This window comes from Winogradskyella echinorum, assembly GCF_014297365.1.
Taxonomy (GTDB): domain Bacteria; phylum Bacteroidota; class Bacteroidia; order Flavobacteriales; family Flavobacteriaceae; genus Winogradskyella; species Winogradskyella echinorum.
In genome coordinates this window covers 841,593-858,489 of sequence record NZ_JACOQD010000001.1, presented here as the reverse complement: position 1 = coordinate 858,489, position 16,897 = coordinate 841,593, and the positions used below count along the sequence as shown (strand labels likewise).

Genomic DNA, 16,897 nt, shown 5'->3' with positions numbered 1-16,897 from the left:
TTACTTTTTTTTAAAATTTAATTGTTGTACCGAAACTAAAAGTTCTTCCGAAACCGTAATAAACTAATGCGTTTTGAGCATTTGATCCAGAACCATCTAAGGCATCTGCAATATACGTTGTGTCGAATACATTGTTTAATCGTGCTGTTAACGATGCATCAAAGTTTCCTAATTTAAAACCATGAGTAAATGCTGCGTCAAAAACACCATAAGCAGGTACTTTCCAAGCATCTTCTCTAAAATCAGGGTCATTACGATCACTTGGATCAAAATCTGCATATAAATTATCGAAATAATTATAATCTACTGTAAATCTTGTTTTATCCGTAAATTTGTAACTCGCACCAACAGCTAAAGTTGTTTGTGCAGCATCACCTACATGTAAATCTTCAATGTATAAATCTAATGTTTCAACAACTTCTTGTTCTTCATTTAATATTTGAACATCTGTTACATCATCTTCCCATCTCCAGTCTCCTAAAGATACCATACCTGTAAGGTTTAATTTGTCTGTTGCTCTATAAACAAAATCAATTTCTATACCTTGGTGTATTGCATTAATACCTAATATGTTAGCAAAGCCTGTTTCATCTTCGTTTAATTGAAAACCTATAGTTTCTGTTCTATCTCTCCAAGTCGTTCTATATAAGTTAACGTTAGCAGATAATTTCTCACCTCTAAATCCGTAACCTAATTCAAAACTTAAAATCTTTTGGTTTTCAGCATCAGCATTAATTTCTTCATTATTAAAGTTTGGGAAAACAGCATCAAAATCTGGTGCTTTTTCAAAATAACCTAAATTAACAAATACGTTATGGTTTTCTGTTAATCTATAGTTAGCACCACCTTTAGCGCCAAATCCGAAGAAGTTATAACGATCAGTTTCTCTTAATGGATCATCTGGTGTATATTGAAAATAATCAACTCTTTTGTAAGATGTGTTAGACGCAGATAATGAAACAAACGTATTAAAGTTTTCGTTAACATCGTATTCTGCTTGAGCAAAACCACCTAACCAGCCAACTAGTCCGTCGTTATAATAAGACACTTTATCACCAACTCTAGAAACTCCAGAAGGGTTGTTAACATTGTCTTCGTTAATAATAAATTGTCCACCTAATAAATCAGTTACTTCTCTAAAGTGAATTCCTTTGTAGCTTCTAAAGTCTAAACCACCCAAGAAAACCAAGTCATCTGATAAATCTGTTTTTAAAGTCGATAAAACACCATACCAGTTATGGTCATTTCTTGACGCTCTTAATGCAGCACTAGAACCGTTAGCTCCATGAGCAATATTTTCTTCAACAATTCTATCAAAATCTAATGGACCAAACTCTCCAATACGGTAATCTGCACTTGTAAATTTAAATCTTGCATCTCCTTCAAAACCTGGAGTCTCAGCATCACTACCAAGAGTTCCACCTCCACCACCAGAACCAAATGAAGCATAAGCTGCAGTCGAAATACTTGTGTTGTCACTTAAATCCCAGTAATGGTTTAATGAAATTTGTGGTTTATGGTAAAAGTTATCTTCTATAGATGTTACTTGACCATTTTTATAACCCCAATCAGAGTTATATTTAATTCCATCTTCACTATTTCTGTAAGTTTCAATAGTATGTCTGTTTTGTCTTTGTCCATGACGTTGTTTAGCGCCAAAAGCAGTAAATGATAATTTGTGTTGATCATTTATTTCTTTAGATACGTTAAGGAAATATGAAACAGCATTAAATGATGTTCCTCTTACATAACCATCACCATCAGTTTTAGCTGCAGATACTGTAGCTGCAAAACCATTATCCATTAAACCTGTTGAATAAGTTACACCATATTTTCTGTAACCATCGTTTCCTATAGCTGCCATAACATTACCACCTTCTTCAACATCGGTAGTTTTAGTTATAATGTTAATAGTTCCACCAACAGAAGGTACAGCAACCTTAGCAGCACCAAGTCCTCTTTGTACTTGCATAGAGCTTGTAACATCTCCTAAACCAGCCCAGTTACTCCAGTAAACAGCACCATTTTCCATATCGTTTACAGGAACACCGTTAATCATAACTGCTACGTTTTCTGAGGTAAATCCACGTAAGTTAATACGTCCATCACCATAACCACCACCAGATTTAGTAGCATAAACACCAGGTGTAGATTTTAGCACTTCAGGAAATTCTTGAGTACCTAACTTTAATTGAATTTCAGACGCTTTTACCGTAGAAACAGCTACTGGCGTTTTTCTATCAACTGCTACAGAAGCAACGATCATAATTTCATCTAATCCCACATCGCTAGACATTAAAGTAATAGTACCTAAATCAGTGTCTCCATTAAAAGCGATTGTTTGAGAAACATAACCTACATAAGAAATTACAATTTCACCAGAACTTGAATTTGTTGTGAGGGTAAAATCTCCATCGAAATTTGTACTTGCACCGTTACTAGTTCCTTTTTCTAGTATGTTAGCACCAGGAAGAGGTGAATTTAAATCACCATCTATAATCTTACCTGTTACAGTACTCTGAGCATAGATAGCCGTTGAGAACAATGTCAAAACAGCAATGCATAAAAATTGATTAAATTTTTTCATATAAAATTTAAGTTAATTGATTTAATTAATTGACGCAAAATTACATAATACTTAATCTGTTATATTAAGTTAATGTTAACAATTTCGCGATGCGAAGTTAATTATAGAATTACTAAATTCTATGCGTGCATAATGAATTTTATTAAAACTTTTTAACAGTTATTAACAATTTTTCTTAAAAAAAGTTAACAAGCTTTGCGTAGATGCATCGTGATTAGAAGAAGATGCATCTTCTGAAAGTTCTTTTAGTATAGATTTAGCTAATTGTTTACCTAGCTCAACACCAAATTGATCGTAGCTGTAGATGTTCCAAATGACACCTTGTACAAAGATTTTATGCTCGTACATTGCTATTAATTTTCCTAAACTTTCTGGAGTTAGCTTTTGGATTAACAATGATGTTGTAGGTTTGTTTCCTTCAAATATTTTGAAAGGTGTAAGGGTTTTAATGTCGTCTTCTGAAAGGTTTTGGCCATTAAATTCAGATAGTACTTCAGTCTCAGTTTTGCCATTCATTAAGGCTTCTGTTTGAGCGAAATAATTAGACATTAATTTATTATGATGCTCTTTATTGCCATGTAATGATTTTATATAGCCAATGAAGTCTGTTGGAATTAGCTTTGTTCCTTGATGTATTAATTGAAAAAAGGCATGTTGTGAGTTGGTACCTGGTTCTCCCCAAATTATTGTTCCGGTTTCATAATTAACTCTTTTTCCAGCTCTATCAACACTTTTACCATTACTTTCCATGATACCTTGTTGTAGGTAGGTTGCAAATTGATTTAAGTATTGTGTATATGGGATAATTGCTTCGCTTTCAGATTTAAAAAAGTTATTATACCAAATAGTTAATAGGGCAGAAGTCACAGGAATGTTATTTTCAAAACTTGAAGTTCTAAAATGCTCATCCATTTTATGAGCTCCCTCTAATAGGCTTTCAAAATGGTTATAACCTAAAGCTAAGCTTATAGATAAACCTACTGCACTCCAAAGTGAAAAACGACCTCCAACCCAATCTTTCATTGGGAAAATATTGTCTTCATCTATGCCGAAGTTTTTTACGCTTTCAATGTTTGTAGATACGGCGACAAAGTGTTTAGAAACGGCTTCTTGTGGTTGAGATTCTAAAAACCAAGCTCGTATTGAATTGGCATTAGAAAGGGTTTCTTGTGTTGTAAAGGTTTTAGAAACAATAACAAAAAGTGTTGTTTCTGGGTTGAGATTCTTAATAACTTCATTATAATGGTCTCCATCTACATTACTTACAAAGTGAGTGTTTAAGTGGTTTTTATAATATTGAAGAGAATCTACAACCATAGCTGGTCCAAGATCAGAACCTCCAATACCAATATTTACAACATCAGTAATTGCTTTACCCGAAAAACCTTTATGATCTCCACTTACTATTGAGTTTGTAAAGTTTTCTATTTTTTTCTTTACTTCATGTACTTCAGGAATCACATTTTCGCCATCAACAAAAACTTTAGCATCCTTTGGAGCTCTTAATGCCGTATGCAAAACAGCTCTACCTTCTGTGGCATTTATAATATCTCCTTCAAAATATTTAGAAATAGCATCTTTTAAATCTAGTTCATTTGCTAAATCATACAATAAATCTAAAGTTTCTTTTGTGATTCTGTTTTTTGAAAAATCGACATAAAAGTCATCCCATTCAACAGTTAAATCCTTAGCTCTATTTGCATCAGCAGTAAATAAGTCTTTAAGATGTTTTGATTTTATAGTATCAAAATGAGATTGTAATTTTTTCCAAGATGCTGTGGTAGTTGGGTTGGTTGCTTTTAATGCCATTATTGTATGTCTGTAATTGGACTTTCTGTTATTGTATTTTCTGGATTGATTGGTTCTGCTTCTAAGAAGAAGATGTTATCTAATCGCTGCTTTATTGGAGCTATATATTCTAGATACTTCACTTTAAGACTATCTGATATTGGTTTAGCTTCTGGTAATTTTTGCTTAAAGGGATCTACCTGTTTACCATTTTTCCAGAAACGGTAACAAACATGTGGACCACCTGTATTACCAGTCATACCAACTTTACCAATTATGTCTCCTTGTTTTACAAAATCTCCTTTTTTAACTAATCGTTTACTCATGTGGAGATATTGTGTTGTATAAGTGTCATTATGCCTAATTTTTACATATTTTCCATTTCCACCACGTCTAGTAGATTCTATTACAGTACCATTTGCTGTAGCCATAATTGGTGTTCCTATTGGTGCCGCAAAATCTGTTCCTTTGTGAGGTCTAACTTTGTAACCATATACCGCAATTCTGCGCTTTAGATTATAACGAGATGAAATTCTACTAAATTGAACAGGAGCTTTTAAAAACGCACGTCTTAGGTTTTTAGCATCTTCATTAAAGTAATCAATGATGCCTTTAACAGAATCGGTTTCAAACTCAAAAGCATATAATGAATCACCATTGTGTTCAAAATAAGCAGCTTTTACATTATGTACTCCTGCATAAATACTGTCATCTATATATTTGTCTGTGTAGATTACTTTAAAGCGGTCTCCTTTTTGAAGTCTTCTAAAATCTATTGTCCATGCATAAATATCATCTGCCATTTTATAGGCTAATCTTTGACTAAGTCCTTTTTCTTCTAGTGTCTTAGAAATACTACTCTCTATGATTCCTGTTGCTGTTTTTTCTACATAAGTAATTGGTTTTTTACTTGTGTAAGCATGAATAGAATCCTTGAATTTGATGACAACATATTTTTCTTGGTCTGGTTGATAAATAAATGTCTCTGGATGTGGAAGACTATCATTTACAGATTCTTTTGAAAATAATAAAGTGTATGGTTTGCCTGGATGAAGCTTTCTTATATCGAAGGTGTCTTTTGCTTTTTCAGCAATATTAAAAATTGTAGGATACCCCACATTATTACGTTCTAAAATTTCACCAAAGCTATCACCACTTTTTATAGTATCTCTTTTTACAACGTAATTGTTTAAATCGAATCCAAACTCTAAAATCTTTTCTTCTTCAACAATTTCGGCAATTTCATTTTCGTATTCTTTCACTGCCGAACTATCATCTTTGCAAGCATAGATACTTGTCATAATAATGGCAAATGTAATTAATCGTTTTAACTGCATTAATTAAGCTAATTATAAATTATTTCCCCAATTTTTTATTTCTTCGTCACTCCATAATTCTGGAAAAAATATACGTTTCTGATATTTTGGATGCATATATTTCTTCCAGTCACTTCCTCCAGTAGCTTCACCATCTCCAATGCCACTTTCAATATAATGACGCGCTGCATTATAATGTGCCATTACCCAAGTTACATTAACAGTATAATCGTAATGACGCATGGCTTTCACTAAATCTGCGTCTTTTTGATCTTCTAATGGTAATTCTTTAAAACGTGTCCAAAGGTTTTTAGTATTGTAAGTTTCCATAAACCTTAAAAACTCGTCTTTATATCGTTTTTCAAAATTAACTAAAAGTGTAGATTTTTTTCCTGTTTTATGATCTTTTCCTGCGGCCTGCCAATATAAATGCTCAAAAGCGTGCGTAAAAGCGGTATCTCTATCAATATCTTTTCTAAATCTATAATCGATAAGGTTGATGAGTTCTGTAGAGGCAAATTCAATCAATCTATATTGAGCACTCTGAAATCCGCTTGCTGGAGTTAAGGTGTATCTAAACTTCATGTATTGTTCAACTTCCATTCCTTCTCTCATGATATTGAAAGAAGTTGTTAACATATCAAAATAGCGACTAATGCGCATTATTTTGCTTTCAAAAAAGGTAACATCTATATTTTCTTTTTCAGCTACTTGAGAAATTTCCCAAAGTATCATTTTAAAAATAAGTTCGTTGATTTGATGATAGGCAATAAACACCATTTCATCTGGAAGCGTAGTCCGTTGAATTTGAAGATTCAGCAATGCATCTGTTTGTATGTAATCCCAATAAGTAATCGGCTTGCTGTAAAGCAAGCCGTATAAATGATCATCTGTATCTTGGTCTATTTTGGTGTACTTCTCTTGAAGCTCTTTTAAAATATCGTCGTAATTAGATTGATTTGACATAAATTAATCTTCAAATTCTATTTTTAATGAATGTTTTAAGCCTTTAAACTCAACAAGATCTGCTCTCAATGAGCCAACAGCTAAATCGGCTTTAATTTTCAAAGGTATTTTATTTTTGTCGGCACTTATCCAAAGGGTTAAACTTTCTTCTTCTTTAAATACACGACCAGCCATTACATAAGGTCTAAATTTAAGGGTCTTTACTTTTACATCAGAACCATTGATGTCAACTTTAATGGTTTCTTTTCCTAAATACTTAAGTTTAAAACCATAGTTTTCTTCATCAAAAAACATATTTGTTTTTATTTCATCCCCTTTTCTTAAACTTGCAATATCTATGTTGTTTCTTAAATAGTAATACATAGAAACCATATCCTGCACGTCTTGTTCAGTAGTTATGGTTTTTACCTTTTTCTTTTTTTTATTAAAGACCTCGGCTTTTCTGTTTTTTTGGTCAAAGTTTATTTCTATATCTTTAGTATGACCGCCTTCATCTATTTTTCTAATAAATCTATAAGGCACACCTGTTTCTTTATCAAAATAGCTTTCGTAACGGTCTCTTACTTTGAAAAAGGCATTAGCAAGGCCAGTTGTTTTTCCTTTGCCCACAACATGAAAAACGGTTTTTCCATTTAATTTTTTCTCATCAACATTTAATGTGGCTTCACCTGCTTTTAGCCAGCCACTATAACTCATTCTAAATTTAAACCATTCTCCGTCTCCAAATGCAGATTCTTTCTGCACATTAGGAGCTTGTAATCCTACAAGGAGCAATATTATTGTAAATAGATGTTTCATAACCTTATTGTTTGTAAATGTAATTAATGTAACGCATAATTAGTGTTACAATTTTCTTAAATACAATTACTATTCCAAATATATTAAAAGATTAAAAAACAAGCGAAAACCTAAGTCGACTTCGCTATTTAATTCGATTAACACACACTATTAAGGATTACTATTGTTAATGCTGAATCAACTAAACATATTACTTTTATAATGTACCTCTCTTAGCTTGTTCTCTTTCAATAGATTCAAACAATGCCTTAAAGTTGCCTGCTCCAAAACCACGAGCTCCCATACGTTGTATGATTTCAAAAAACAAGGTTGGTCTATCTTCTACTGGTTTTGTGAATATTTGAAGTAAATAGCCTTCTTCATCAGCATCTATCATAATACCAAGAGACTTTAATTTTTCTATATCCTCTCTTAGTTCATGGCTAAATTCTTCTAAACGCCCAGGTACTGCTCTATAATATTCTTCAGGTGGTGTTGATAAAAACTCTACACCATTTGAGCGCAATTGCGACACAGTTTTTATAATATCATCAGTCGCAACAGCGATATGCTGTACACCAGCTCCTTCGTAAAAATCTAAGTATTCTTCAATTTGAGAACGTTTTTTACCTTCTGCTGGCTCGTTTATTGGAAATTTTATACGTCCATTTCCATTAGACATTACCTTACTCATCAAGGCTGAATATTCTGTATGAATTTGTTTGTCGTCAAAGGATAAAAAGTTTTCAAATCCCATAACATCTTCGTACCATTTTACCCAAACATTCATTTGATTCCAACCTACATTACCAACCATATGGTCTATGTATTTTAAACCTGCAGCTGGTGGATTATAATCAGATTCCCATTTCACAAAACCAGGTAGAAACGCTCCATTGTAGTTTTTACGTTCTACAAACATATGTACGGTTTCACCATAGGTGTATATGCCTGCTCTTACGACTTCACCATGTTCATCTTTTTCAACAACTGGTTCCATATAAGATTTTGCACCTCTAGATGTTGTTTCTTTATAGGCTTGTTTAGCATCTTCTACCCAAAGCGCAACTATTTTAACTCCATCTCCATGTTTTACAATATGGTCGTTTATTGGTGATTTGCTATTTAAGGGTGTTGTTAGCATCAATTTTATTTTGTCTTGTGTAAGTACATAACTTACAGAATCTGTAGAGCCAGTTTCTAGTCCTCGATATGCGTGCGATTGAAACCCGAATGCCGTTTTATAAAAATGTGCTGCTTGTTTTGCATTACCAACGTAGAATTCTACATAGTCAGTTCCTAGAAGTGGCAAAAAATCTTGTGCTCCTTCAAATATTTTTTCTAAACCGTAGTTTACTGATTTTATTTCTTTTGACATATTTTAATTATTTGTCATTCCTGCGAAGGCAGGAATCTTGTTTGTTATTTTTATTTCTTTCATGAGATTCCTGCCTTCGCAGGAATGACAGTTTACTCTAACCAAGACTTAAAATAATCCTCATCAGCAATTTTCATTGCTTCTTCTGTTACTTTTAATGGTTTAAACGTATCTACCATAACAGCCAATTCATCTGTTTTTACTTTACCAATACTTCGTTCCATAGCTCCAGGATGAGGGCCATGAGGAATGCCTGCTGGATGCAAGGATATATGACCTGCATCAATATCATTTCGGCTCATAAAGTCTCCATCTACATAATACAAAACCTCGTCACTATCTATATTACTATGATTGTAAGGAGCTGGTACAGCTAACGGATGATAATCGTACAAACGCGGTACAAAACTGCATACCACAAACGCATCGGTTTCAAAAGTTTGATGCACTGGAGGCGGTTGGTGTACACGACCAGTAATAGGTTCGAAATCGTGAATTGAAAACGCATACGGATAATTATAGCCATCATAACCTACAACATCAAACGGATGTGAGGCATAGACCATATCAAAAATGTCGTCTTGTTTTTTTATCTTAATTAAAAAGTCACCTGATTCATTATAAGTTTCTAGTTCTTGTGGTTGGCGTAAATCGCGTTCACAAAATGGAGAATGTTCTAATAATTGCCCAAACCAATTACGGTAACGTTTAGGTGTGTAAATGGGTCTGTAAGACTCAACGATGAATAAACGATTATCTTCTGTATCAAAATCTAGCTTATAAATGATACCTCTTGGTACTAATAAGTAGTCTCCATATTTAAAATCGAGATTACCAAGCATAGTTCTTAATTTTCCTGTGCCTTTATGGATAAAGATTAATTCGTCTGCATCTGTATTTTTATAGAAATAATCTCTTGTAGATTCTTTTGGTGCTGCTAATATGATATTACAATCGCTATTAGTAAGCACTATTTTTCTACTCTCTAAATAATCGTTTTCTGGTTTTACTTTAAAACCATGTAAACGGTAGGATTGCATATTATTAGCCTTGGCTACTTTTGGTGCAACACTGTATTGTCTTTTTATGTCTTTGACTTGTGTAGGTCGTTGCTCATGGTAACTGTTGGTGGACATACCATCGAAACCTATGGTTCCGAATAACTGCTCGTAATAAAAAGTGCCGTCGGGCTTTTTAAATTGTGTATGACGTTTTGGTGGAATTTTTCCTAATTTATGATAGAATGGCATCTTGTAAAATTGTTTATTCGTTGAATTGTTTATACGTTTATTTGTATGAAACGAATTGATTTTAAAGGTAATTAAAAAATAGGAGATTTCTGCTTTACGCTTCCGTTAAAACTTTAGCGAATGTGGACACAGAAACTAGAATGTATATCTATTCTGGATTCCTTTTAATAAGGAAATGAAGGTGAAGTTTTATGTTTTGCCAGAAGGGTTTCATGTTTCACAAAGTTGAGAAATTTTAGTTTAAAACCAAAACTTATACTTTAAATTCAATTTAATACAAAAAAATTATTGTTAAACTCCAAATGTAAAATTGTTAAAGTTTAGGTTTTGTGTATCAATTAATTACGGAAAAACCGTAATTAAAATTTTTTTAGAAAATTCTCACATTTCCTTTGGTGCTTTTTTTTTTTTTTTTTTTAAATTTATGGTGTTGAAAGTAAAGTTTAGAGTAATTTAAGAAGTCGCTCTTTACAATATAGACAACAAAAATGTTAACATATAGCTTGCGCAGGCTTTTTTATTTTAATCCCTTAAGAATTTTATTGATAGCGCAAAAAAGGACTTCTAATTAAATGACTTCTGCTTCTCATGCCCTTATGTGAGAAAACAAATGACTTCTAAATTTAAAAGGTTTCTATTCCCTATGGTTTAGGGAGAAATTAATTATTAATCAACCTGTCTTTGAAAAGTATGATGGGTTAAAAACTTAAAAATTATGAAGAATTTATGTTTATCTGCGATATTAGTATTTGCTATATCATTTTCGTTTGCGAACAGTAATACTGAAACTAAAACTACAAATAATAATTTTGAAAATACGCTTTTAGACCCAAATGATTGTGGTGGTTGCATCGCTTATGCGGACTCTAGAGATGATGGGAGTGATAGAACACTTAAGAAATGGTCAAAAGACTTAAATGATTGTAGAGCCAATTCACCTGAGTGTCAATAATTAATAGCAGATTTTGTTTAAAATCGTTATCTCAATAATGAATTACCATTTAGATTAAAATTTCTAAATGGTAATTTTTAATCAATAAAAGTCCTCAATATGAAAAAAATTTTAATATTAATATTTCTAATCTGTAATTGCGCTTTGGCACAAGAGCATGGCCGCATAACCTATAAAGCTTATTTTGCTAAATCAGAAGCAACTGAGGAACTACGAGAAAAGGACATAATGCGTTACCAAGAACGATTGGATGAAGAAATGATGGCTAAAATGTTAACGTTCAATCTAGATTTTAATCCATCAGAATCGATATTTTACTTAGGAAATAGTTTAATTTCTGAACACGAAAACCAAGAAACTAAAGAATACGTGACAGGTTTGTTTTATGGCTTTGACAATCTCTACATCAATAAAGATGAGGATTTATTGCTGGAGCAACTTTATTACGCTTTCGGTACCATATTAAAGTCAAGAAAAGCCAGTTTTGTAGAATGGAACTTAACGTCTGAAACCAAAACAATCAGTGGCTATAAATGTTTTAAAGCCACGTATACGTATATACAAAAGTGGAGAGGCAGGGAGTTTCCCTGGGAAGTTATTGCGTGGTATTGTCCTGAAATACCTGTACAACTAGGTCCGTTAAGGTATAGTGGTCTTCCTGGTTTAATTTTAGAATTGTCTGAAGATAATAGAGGTTATGTAGTTGAAAGTATAGATTTCTTTGAGAAAGCCAAAGAAGTTAAAATTAAAAAACCAACTAAGGGAGAACTTTTAACCGAAGAAGAAATCAATAGAAGGCACGAAAAAGCCAAAGAGCAATTAAAAAACTAAAAATATAGTGCTCTGCCACAAATTGCATGAATGATCGTTTTTTAAACTTAATAAGAAAACCTAACCTATCTTTTAGACTAAACAGAACATTAAAAAAAATATTCTTATTATCGGTTTGGTTTTCTTCTGTGCATCTAAACTCACAGATTTTAACTGGAACAGTTAAGGACTCCCTCAATAACGTTTTACAAAATGTAAATATAATTGCAGAACCAATACAAGATGATTACAGTCTAAAATTTGCAATTACCGACCATTTAGGTAGATATAAATTAAATTTAGAAAAAGAAGTTTCTTATAAAATCAGTGTTTCCTACATAGGTTTTAAAAAAGAAGAACTTCAAATACTAGTAGACTTCAAAAAGAAAGAATACCATTTTGTTCTAATAGTAAAAACAGAAACTCTCGACGAAATTATCATTGATTACAAACCTACGCCGATTTTAATAAAAAAAGATACGATTACTTATAAAGTAAGCCAATTTACTAATGGTAAGGAATTTAAAATGATTGACATTTTAGAAAAACTACCAGGTTTTGAGGTAGAAGCCGATGGAACTGTTAAAGTACAAGGTAAGGACGTATCAAAAGTATTGGTTGAAAACAAACCTTTTTTCGGTGGAAGCACAAAACTAGCTATAGAAAATATACCTGCAGATGCTCTAGATAAAATAGAAGCCATTGATAACTTTAACGAAGTAAATTTTCTAAAAGAAGTGTCAGATAGCAATGAGCTTATTGTTAATGTCAAACTTAAAAAAGATAAGAAAAAATTTATTTTTGGTGATTTAGAAGCGGGAGCAGAAGTAGCTAATGACAATGGGTTTTACATATTGCACGCAGCTCTATTTTCATATAGTCAAAAAAAAAGTTTGAGTTTTATTGGAGACTTAAATACCGTTGGAAGTCGTTCATTCTCATTTGAAGACCTCATGCGTTTTCAAAATATAAAAAGCAATTATACAACTAAAAGAAATCGAACAAATAACCTTTTAAATGTGGGAGGTGAAAACACAGATGTTATTGAAACAAAATCTCAATTCGGTGCTATAAACTTAAGTTTTGATTTAAATCCTAATGTACAAGTAGAGACCTATGGAATAATTTCTAAACGCTCAAACAGCAGCCTACAAGAAAGCGATATACAGTACTTACAAAACGATATATTTAGAACTGAAGAACGAACATTTGCTATAAGAAATGACGAAATATTAGCCATAGGAAATCTTAAAATCAATAAAACCTCTACCTCTAATTCTAGGTTAATCTATAATGGACAATTTCAGTTAGTGAAACCAAATAATAACAACGTCCTAGAATCTGTTTTAGACAACCAAATGAGGTTGTTTGAAAACAATGAAACCACCAATAATAGCAGGGTAAATCAATTTTTGGAATGGCATAAAAAATTCGATAGCAAAAATATAACCTCAGTAGTAATTGACCATAGTTACGAAGACAAAGCGATTGAAAATGATTGGAACTCTAATGTACCCATATTAAATTCATTTGTCACTTATCAACCTGATGACATCTACAATCTTTTACAGTTCAAAAACTTTACTAACAACAATATAGATTTTTTGGCAAAACATTATCTGGTTCTAAATAATTTAAATCACATTTATATAAATATTGGAAACAGTTTAGATGTAACGAAATTTGAAACTCTAGATCAACAACGATTAAATGATGGTAGCAACGTCAATCTTTTCACAGATGAATTTAGTAACCAAATTAGATATACTCTAAATAATTTTTATTTAGGATTGGAGTATAAATTAAAAATCGGAAAATGGGAAAACAAGTTCTCTGTTTTTAGCAATTTCTATAGTTTAAATTCTAAACAAAGAAACACTTACAAAATAAACACAACCTTACTAGAGCCTATATGGAACAGCCAATATGATTTTAACCCAAGAGATAACATAAAATTTGAATATAAATTTTCAAACAAGTTTCCTCTAGCAAATCAGCTATTAGAGCAATTTAGCATACTTAACTACAATTCAATTTATCAAGGGAATGCATTGCTAAGAAATGAAAGGTTTCACAATGCTACTTTAAATTACACCAAAAGCAACCTTTACAAAGGCTTGATCATTTATGTTGATGCAATTTATAATAAAAAAATACGTAGTATCAGAAACAGTATTCAATTCATAGACATAGATAATCTAGTTACCCCAGATATCGTCGACACACCAGAAATCAATGCAAGACTATCTGGCGCTATTGAAAAGCAAATAAATAAATTCAAACTTTCATTTAGACCAACTTTTACCTGGTCAGAATATTTACAAGTTGTAAATGATGAAAGCACTTTAAATAACAGGAACAGACAAAGCATGACGTTAATGTTGAGAACGGCAGATAAAAAACTACCTAGAATAAGTGCTAAATACACAAAATCCTTTTCTCAGTTCAGTGGGTTAAGTAACACTTCTCTTGAATCTGATAGAATATATCTAAGTGCCAATATCGATTTCCTAAATAATTTTACATTTAGTACTAATTATGAAATGACATCCAATAAAAACCAAAACAATCAAACTAATAGCTATCAAATTGCGAATGCGTCTGTTGTTTATAAGAAAAAAAATAACCCTCTGAGTTTTGAGCTTTCTGCTAAAAACTTTCTAAATAACGATGTTAAAATCGACAACAGGTTTTCAGACGTTTTAATTTCAAATCACAGGGTCTTTACGCTTCCGAGAATTGTAATGTTAAGTATAAGATATAAGTTGTAACTAAATACTGAAACAGTTCAGCACAAGCAAGTTCAGCATCTCAAAACAATCGTTTTGTTAAAACCAAAATCCAAGATTAAAAAACCAGTAGCCATTACCAGTATCTGGTGAGTAGGTATATTTTCCTTCTAATGGTCCAATAAGAGTTTCTAAGGAGTAACCAATAGCATAACCACTATAGTTTGGTGAGGAAAAAAACTGACCTGTCTCAAAAAGTCCGTCATCTATATTTGCAAAATTCGCAGATAATAGCATATGATGCTTTTTAAAAATCTCATAGTCTAATGTGAATGTGGCTTTTACGAAGCTATCACCTGATAATGCTAAATAATCATAACCGTAAAACGAAGAGAAATTATTTATATAATTATTGGCATAACCTCCAAGCCCAAAACCTAAAGTAGTGGTAGAACTTTCACCAATTTTAAACCCTCCACTTGTTTCAGTTTTTAGAGCTACGTTATCACTAAAACTAAAGGCATAACCAATATCTGCCTTTGCTATTGAAAACTCTTCAAAATTGGGATTAAAGTTTGAAGCATTTAAGTATAAATGAAAATCTCCATTAAAGTAAAATCCTTTTTTTGGAAAATAAGGATCATCATAATCATCGAACTTTAGATTACCAAAAAGACTAAAATATCCTGTGTTTTCAAAGGTAACTTCGTCATCTTGATCTTCCTCGAATAATGTTTCTGAAGTTATTTTAAGTCGTTTGTATTCTGCACCGACACGTAAGGCAAAATCTTTTCTAAATATTGTTTGTACGTAAAATTGATTTGTAAAATCTTCAAGTTGAATGTCTATTTTGTTTAATCCTGTTAAAAGAGGTGAATCTTCATCTAGTGCTAGTAAAGGATTTATGTTTTTATGAAATTGATTAAACATAGATTTTACACCAATACTAATATAGTAACCTTTATCTATAAAGTAATCAAAATTATATCTTGAGTTGTCACCTAGAATTAAATCTAAGGAAGCAATGTCATTATTAAAAAGTAAGCGTTTTTTTGTTAGATTAGCCAGTGCGGCACTTTTATATAAACCATCGTAATGTACACCAAGTCTTAAAAAAGTAGTTGTTTCGGACTCTTTTATTTTTCCTAATAAATTATAACCATTGTTATCTGCACTTGGCTCGATGTAATATCTAAAAGTGTCAAAATTATTGGTTGCTATTAAACTATTTATACCTTTTTTAAAGTCTGAATAACTTATATTTTCATCTTCTTTAAATTTTAATTTACCCAATAGATAAGATCTTGTATATCTTTCATTTCCTTTTATATTTATTGAGTTTATTTTAATACTGTCTAAAGTTTTAATTAATGGTCTTTTAAAGGCTGAGACTTGCTGATTTCTTATATTCAGTAATTTAGGCATATTGGCTCTTGCTGCAGCTTCGCCATTAGCAATAATATCACCACCTTCATTAAACGATATCACCGAAAAATTTGTAATATCTGGTTTTATATAAATATCAGTTAAAGGTATTTTATTCTTCATCGCGTTGATAGTGCGGTAATTATTAATTTGCGATAAAATATCTAAAGCAGATATTAAAGATTCTTTATCCTTTAAATCATCTTGAACGTCTATTCCTATAATTATATCCATTCCTTTGGCACGTAATTCTTCTACAGGGAAATTATTTGTAACTCCTCCATCTATTAGTATCTTATCATCAATAATTACAGGTTGAAATAAAGATGGTAATGCTCCACTCGCAGTTACAGCTTCAGCTAGTTTTCCCTTATCCATTATTATAGATTCTCCAGTTTCAATATCTGTTGCAATGCAGAAAAAAGGAATAGGTAGTTTGTCAAAATCTCTAATATCATTAACGGGAAGCATTAATTGATACAATAAATTATATACATTTTGGCCACGAGATAGGGCAGAAGGTAAATTGATTTTAAAATTATCGAAAGGCAGACTAACTGCGTATTTTTCAGCGTTTTCACGTTCGTAAAACGGTTTTGATGCTCTTGGAAAATTGTCGTTAATCAACTCATCAAAATCTTGAGTATTAAACATGGCTTCTAACTGTTTGCCAGAATAACCAGTAGCATACAATGAACCAATTATTGCTCCCATACTTGTACCTGCGACATAATCTATTTTAATACCAAGGCTATCAATAACTTTTAGGGCACCAATATGCGCAAATCCTTTTGCACCACCACCACTTAATACTAATCCTACTTTAGGTTTGGAATTAACAGTGTCGTTTTGCGCTTTTAATGGAAAAAACGAAATAATAAATAAAATTAGTATTAGATTTTTTGTTTTCATTTTGAAA

At 31.9% G+C, this 16,897-nt stretch carries 11 protein-coding genes; 3 read left to right on the top strand and 8 right to left on the bottom strand.

The features are described 5' to 3' along the window. Positions 1-10: 10 nt before the first annotated feature. The 7 genes from H8K90_RS03730 to H8K90_RS03700 form a co-directional block, all read right to left on the bottom strand. Entirely contained in the window at positions 11-2,587 is a 2,577-nt protein-coding gene (locus H8K90_RS03730; protein WP_186844591.1) for a TonB-dependent receptor, read from the bottom strand. A 162-nt stretch (positions 2,588-2,749) separates the two neighbouring features. Beyond that, on the bottom strand, positions 2,750-4,396 hold the full coding sequence (gene pgi, locus H8K90_RS03725) for a glucose-6-phosphate isomerase (RefSeq protein WP_186844590.1): 1,647 nt from the start codon (positions 4,394-4,396) through the stop codon (positions 2,750-2,752). Continuing rightward, entirely contained in the window at positions 4,396-5,712 is a 1,317-nt protein-coding gene (locus H8K90_RS03720) for a peptidoglycan DD-metalloendopeptidase family protein (protein WP_186844589.1), read from the bottom strand. Before H8K90_RS03720 ends, pgi begins: the two co-directional genes overlap by 1 nt. Before the next feature lie 12 nt (positions 5,713-5,724). Further along, a complete protein-coding gene (locus H8K90_RS03715) occupies positions 5,725-6,657 on the bottom strand; it encodes a tryptophan 2,3-dioxygenase family protein (protein WP_186844588.1) in 933 nt (310 codons plus the stop codon). 3 nt (positions 6,658-6,660) lie between these two features. Then, positions 6,661-7,455: a DUF3108 domain-containing protein gene (locus H8K90_RS03710; RefSeq protein ID WP_186844587.1), complete on the bottom strand. Its 795-nt coding sequence runs from the start codon at positions 7,453-7,455 to the stop codon at positions 6,661-6,663. 196 nt (positions 7,456-7,651) lie between these two features. Next, the gene (gene hppD / locus H8K90_RS03705; RefSeq protein WP_186844586.1) at positions 7,652-8,812 is read right to left on the bottom strand and encodes a 4-hydroxyphenylpyruvate dioxygenase; all 1,161 of its coding nucleotides are present in this window, start codon (positions 8,810-8,812) and stop codon (positions 7,652-7,654) included. A 92-nt stretch (positions 8,813-8,904) separates the two neighbouring features. Then, complete coding sequence (locus H8K90_RS03700; protein WP_186844585.1) at positions 8,905-10,062, bottom strand: homogentisate 1,2-dioxygenase; 1,158 nt, start codon at positions 10,060-10,062, stop codon at positions 8,905-8,907. Positions 10,063-10,777: 715 nt separating this feature from the next. Between H8K90_RS03700 and H8K90_RS03695 the strand changes: the two genes are divergently transcribed. From H8K90_RS03695 to H8K90_RS03685, 3 genes are all read left to right on the top strand, one after another. Then, positions 10,778-11,014, top strand: coding sequence for a hypothetical protein (locus tag H8K90_RS03695; protein ID WP_186844584.1), 237 nt, complete (start codon positions 10,778-10,780; stop codon positions 11,012-11,014). Between the two features lie 99 nt (positions 11,015-11,113). Further along, positions 11,114-11,845, top strand: coding sequence for a GLPGLI family protein (locus H8K90_RS03690; protein WP_186844583.1), 732 nt, complete (start codon positions 11,114-11,116; stop codon positions 11,843-11,845). 26 nt (positions 11,846-11,871) lie between these two features. Further along, complete coding sequence (locus H8K90_RS03685; RefSeq protein ID WP_186844582.1) at positions 11,872-14,595, top strand: TonB-dependent receptor; 2,724 nt, start codon at positions 11,872-11,874, stop codon at positions 14,593-14,595. A gap of 57 nt (positions 14,596-14,652) precedes the next feature. On the opposite strand, the gene H8K90_RS03680 is transcribed toward H8K90_RS03685, so the two are convergent. After that, positions 14,653-16,890: a patatin-like phospholipase family protein gene (locus H8K90_RS03680; RefSeq protein WP_186844581.1), complete on the bottom strand. Its 2,238-nt coding sequence runs from the start codon at positions 16,888-16,890 to the stop codon at positions 14,653-14,655. Positions 16,891-16,897: the final 7 nt, after the last annotated feature.

Coding starts and splice junctions, on each gene's coding strand:
- pgi (WP_186844590.1), bottom strand. CDS start 4,396: ATGGCATTAAAAGCAACCAACCCAACTACCACAGCATCTTGGAAAAAA.
- H8K90_RS03720 (WP_186844589.1), bottom strand. CDS start 5,712: ATGCAGTTAAAACGATTAATTACATTTGCCATTATTATGACAAGTATC.
- H8K90_RS03690 (WP_186844583.1), top strand. CDS start 11,114: ATGAAAAAAATTTTAATATTAATATTTCTAATCTGTAATTGCGCTTTG.
- H8K90_RS03715 (WP_186844588.1), bottom strand. CDS start 6,657: ATGTCAAATCAATCTAATTACGACGATATTTTAAAAGAGCTTCAAGAG.
- H8K90_RS03730 (WP_186844591.1), bottom strand. CDS start 2,587: ATGAAAAAATTTAATCAATTTTTATGCATTGCTGTTTTGACATTGTTC.
- H8K90_RS03695 (WP_186844584.1), top strand. CDS start 10,778: ATGAAGAATTTATGTTTATCTGCGATATTAGTATTTGCTATATCATTT.
- H8K90_RS03710 (WP_186844587.1), bottom strand. CDS start 7,455: ATGAAACATCTATTTACAATAATATTGCTCCTTGTAGGATTACAAGCT.
- H8K90_RS03685 (WP_186844582.1), top strand. CDS start 11,872: ATGAATGATCGTTTTTTAAACTTAATAAGAAAACCTAACCTATCTTTT.
- hppD (WP_186844586.1), bottom strand. CDS start 8,812: ATGTCAAAAGAAATAAAATCAGTAAACTACGGTTTAGAAAAAATATTT.
- H8K90_RS03680 (WP_186844581.1), bottom strand. CDS start 16,890: ATGAAAACAAAAAATCTAATACTAATTTTATTTATTATTTCGTTTTTT.
- H8K90_RS03700 (WP_186844585.1), bottom strand. CDS start 10,062: ATGCCATTCTATCATAAATTAGGAAAAATTCCACCAAAACGTCATACA.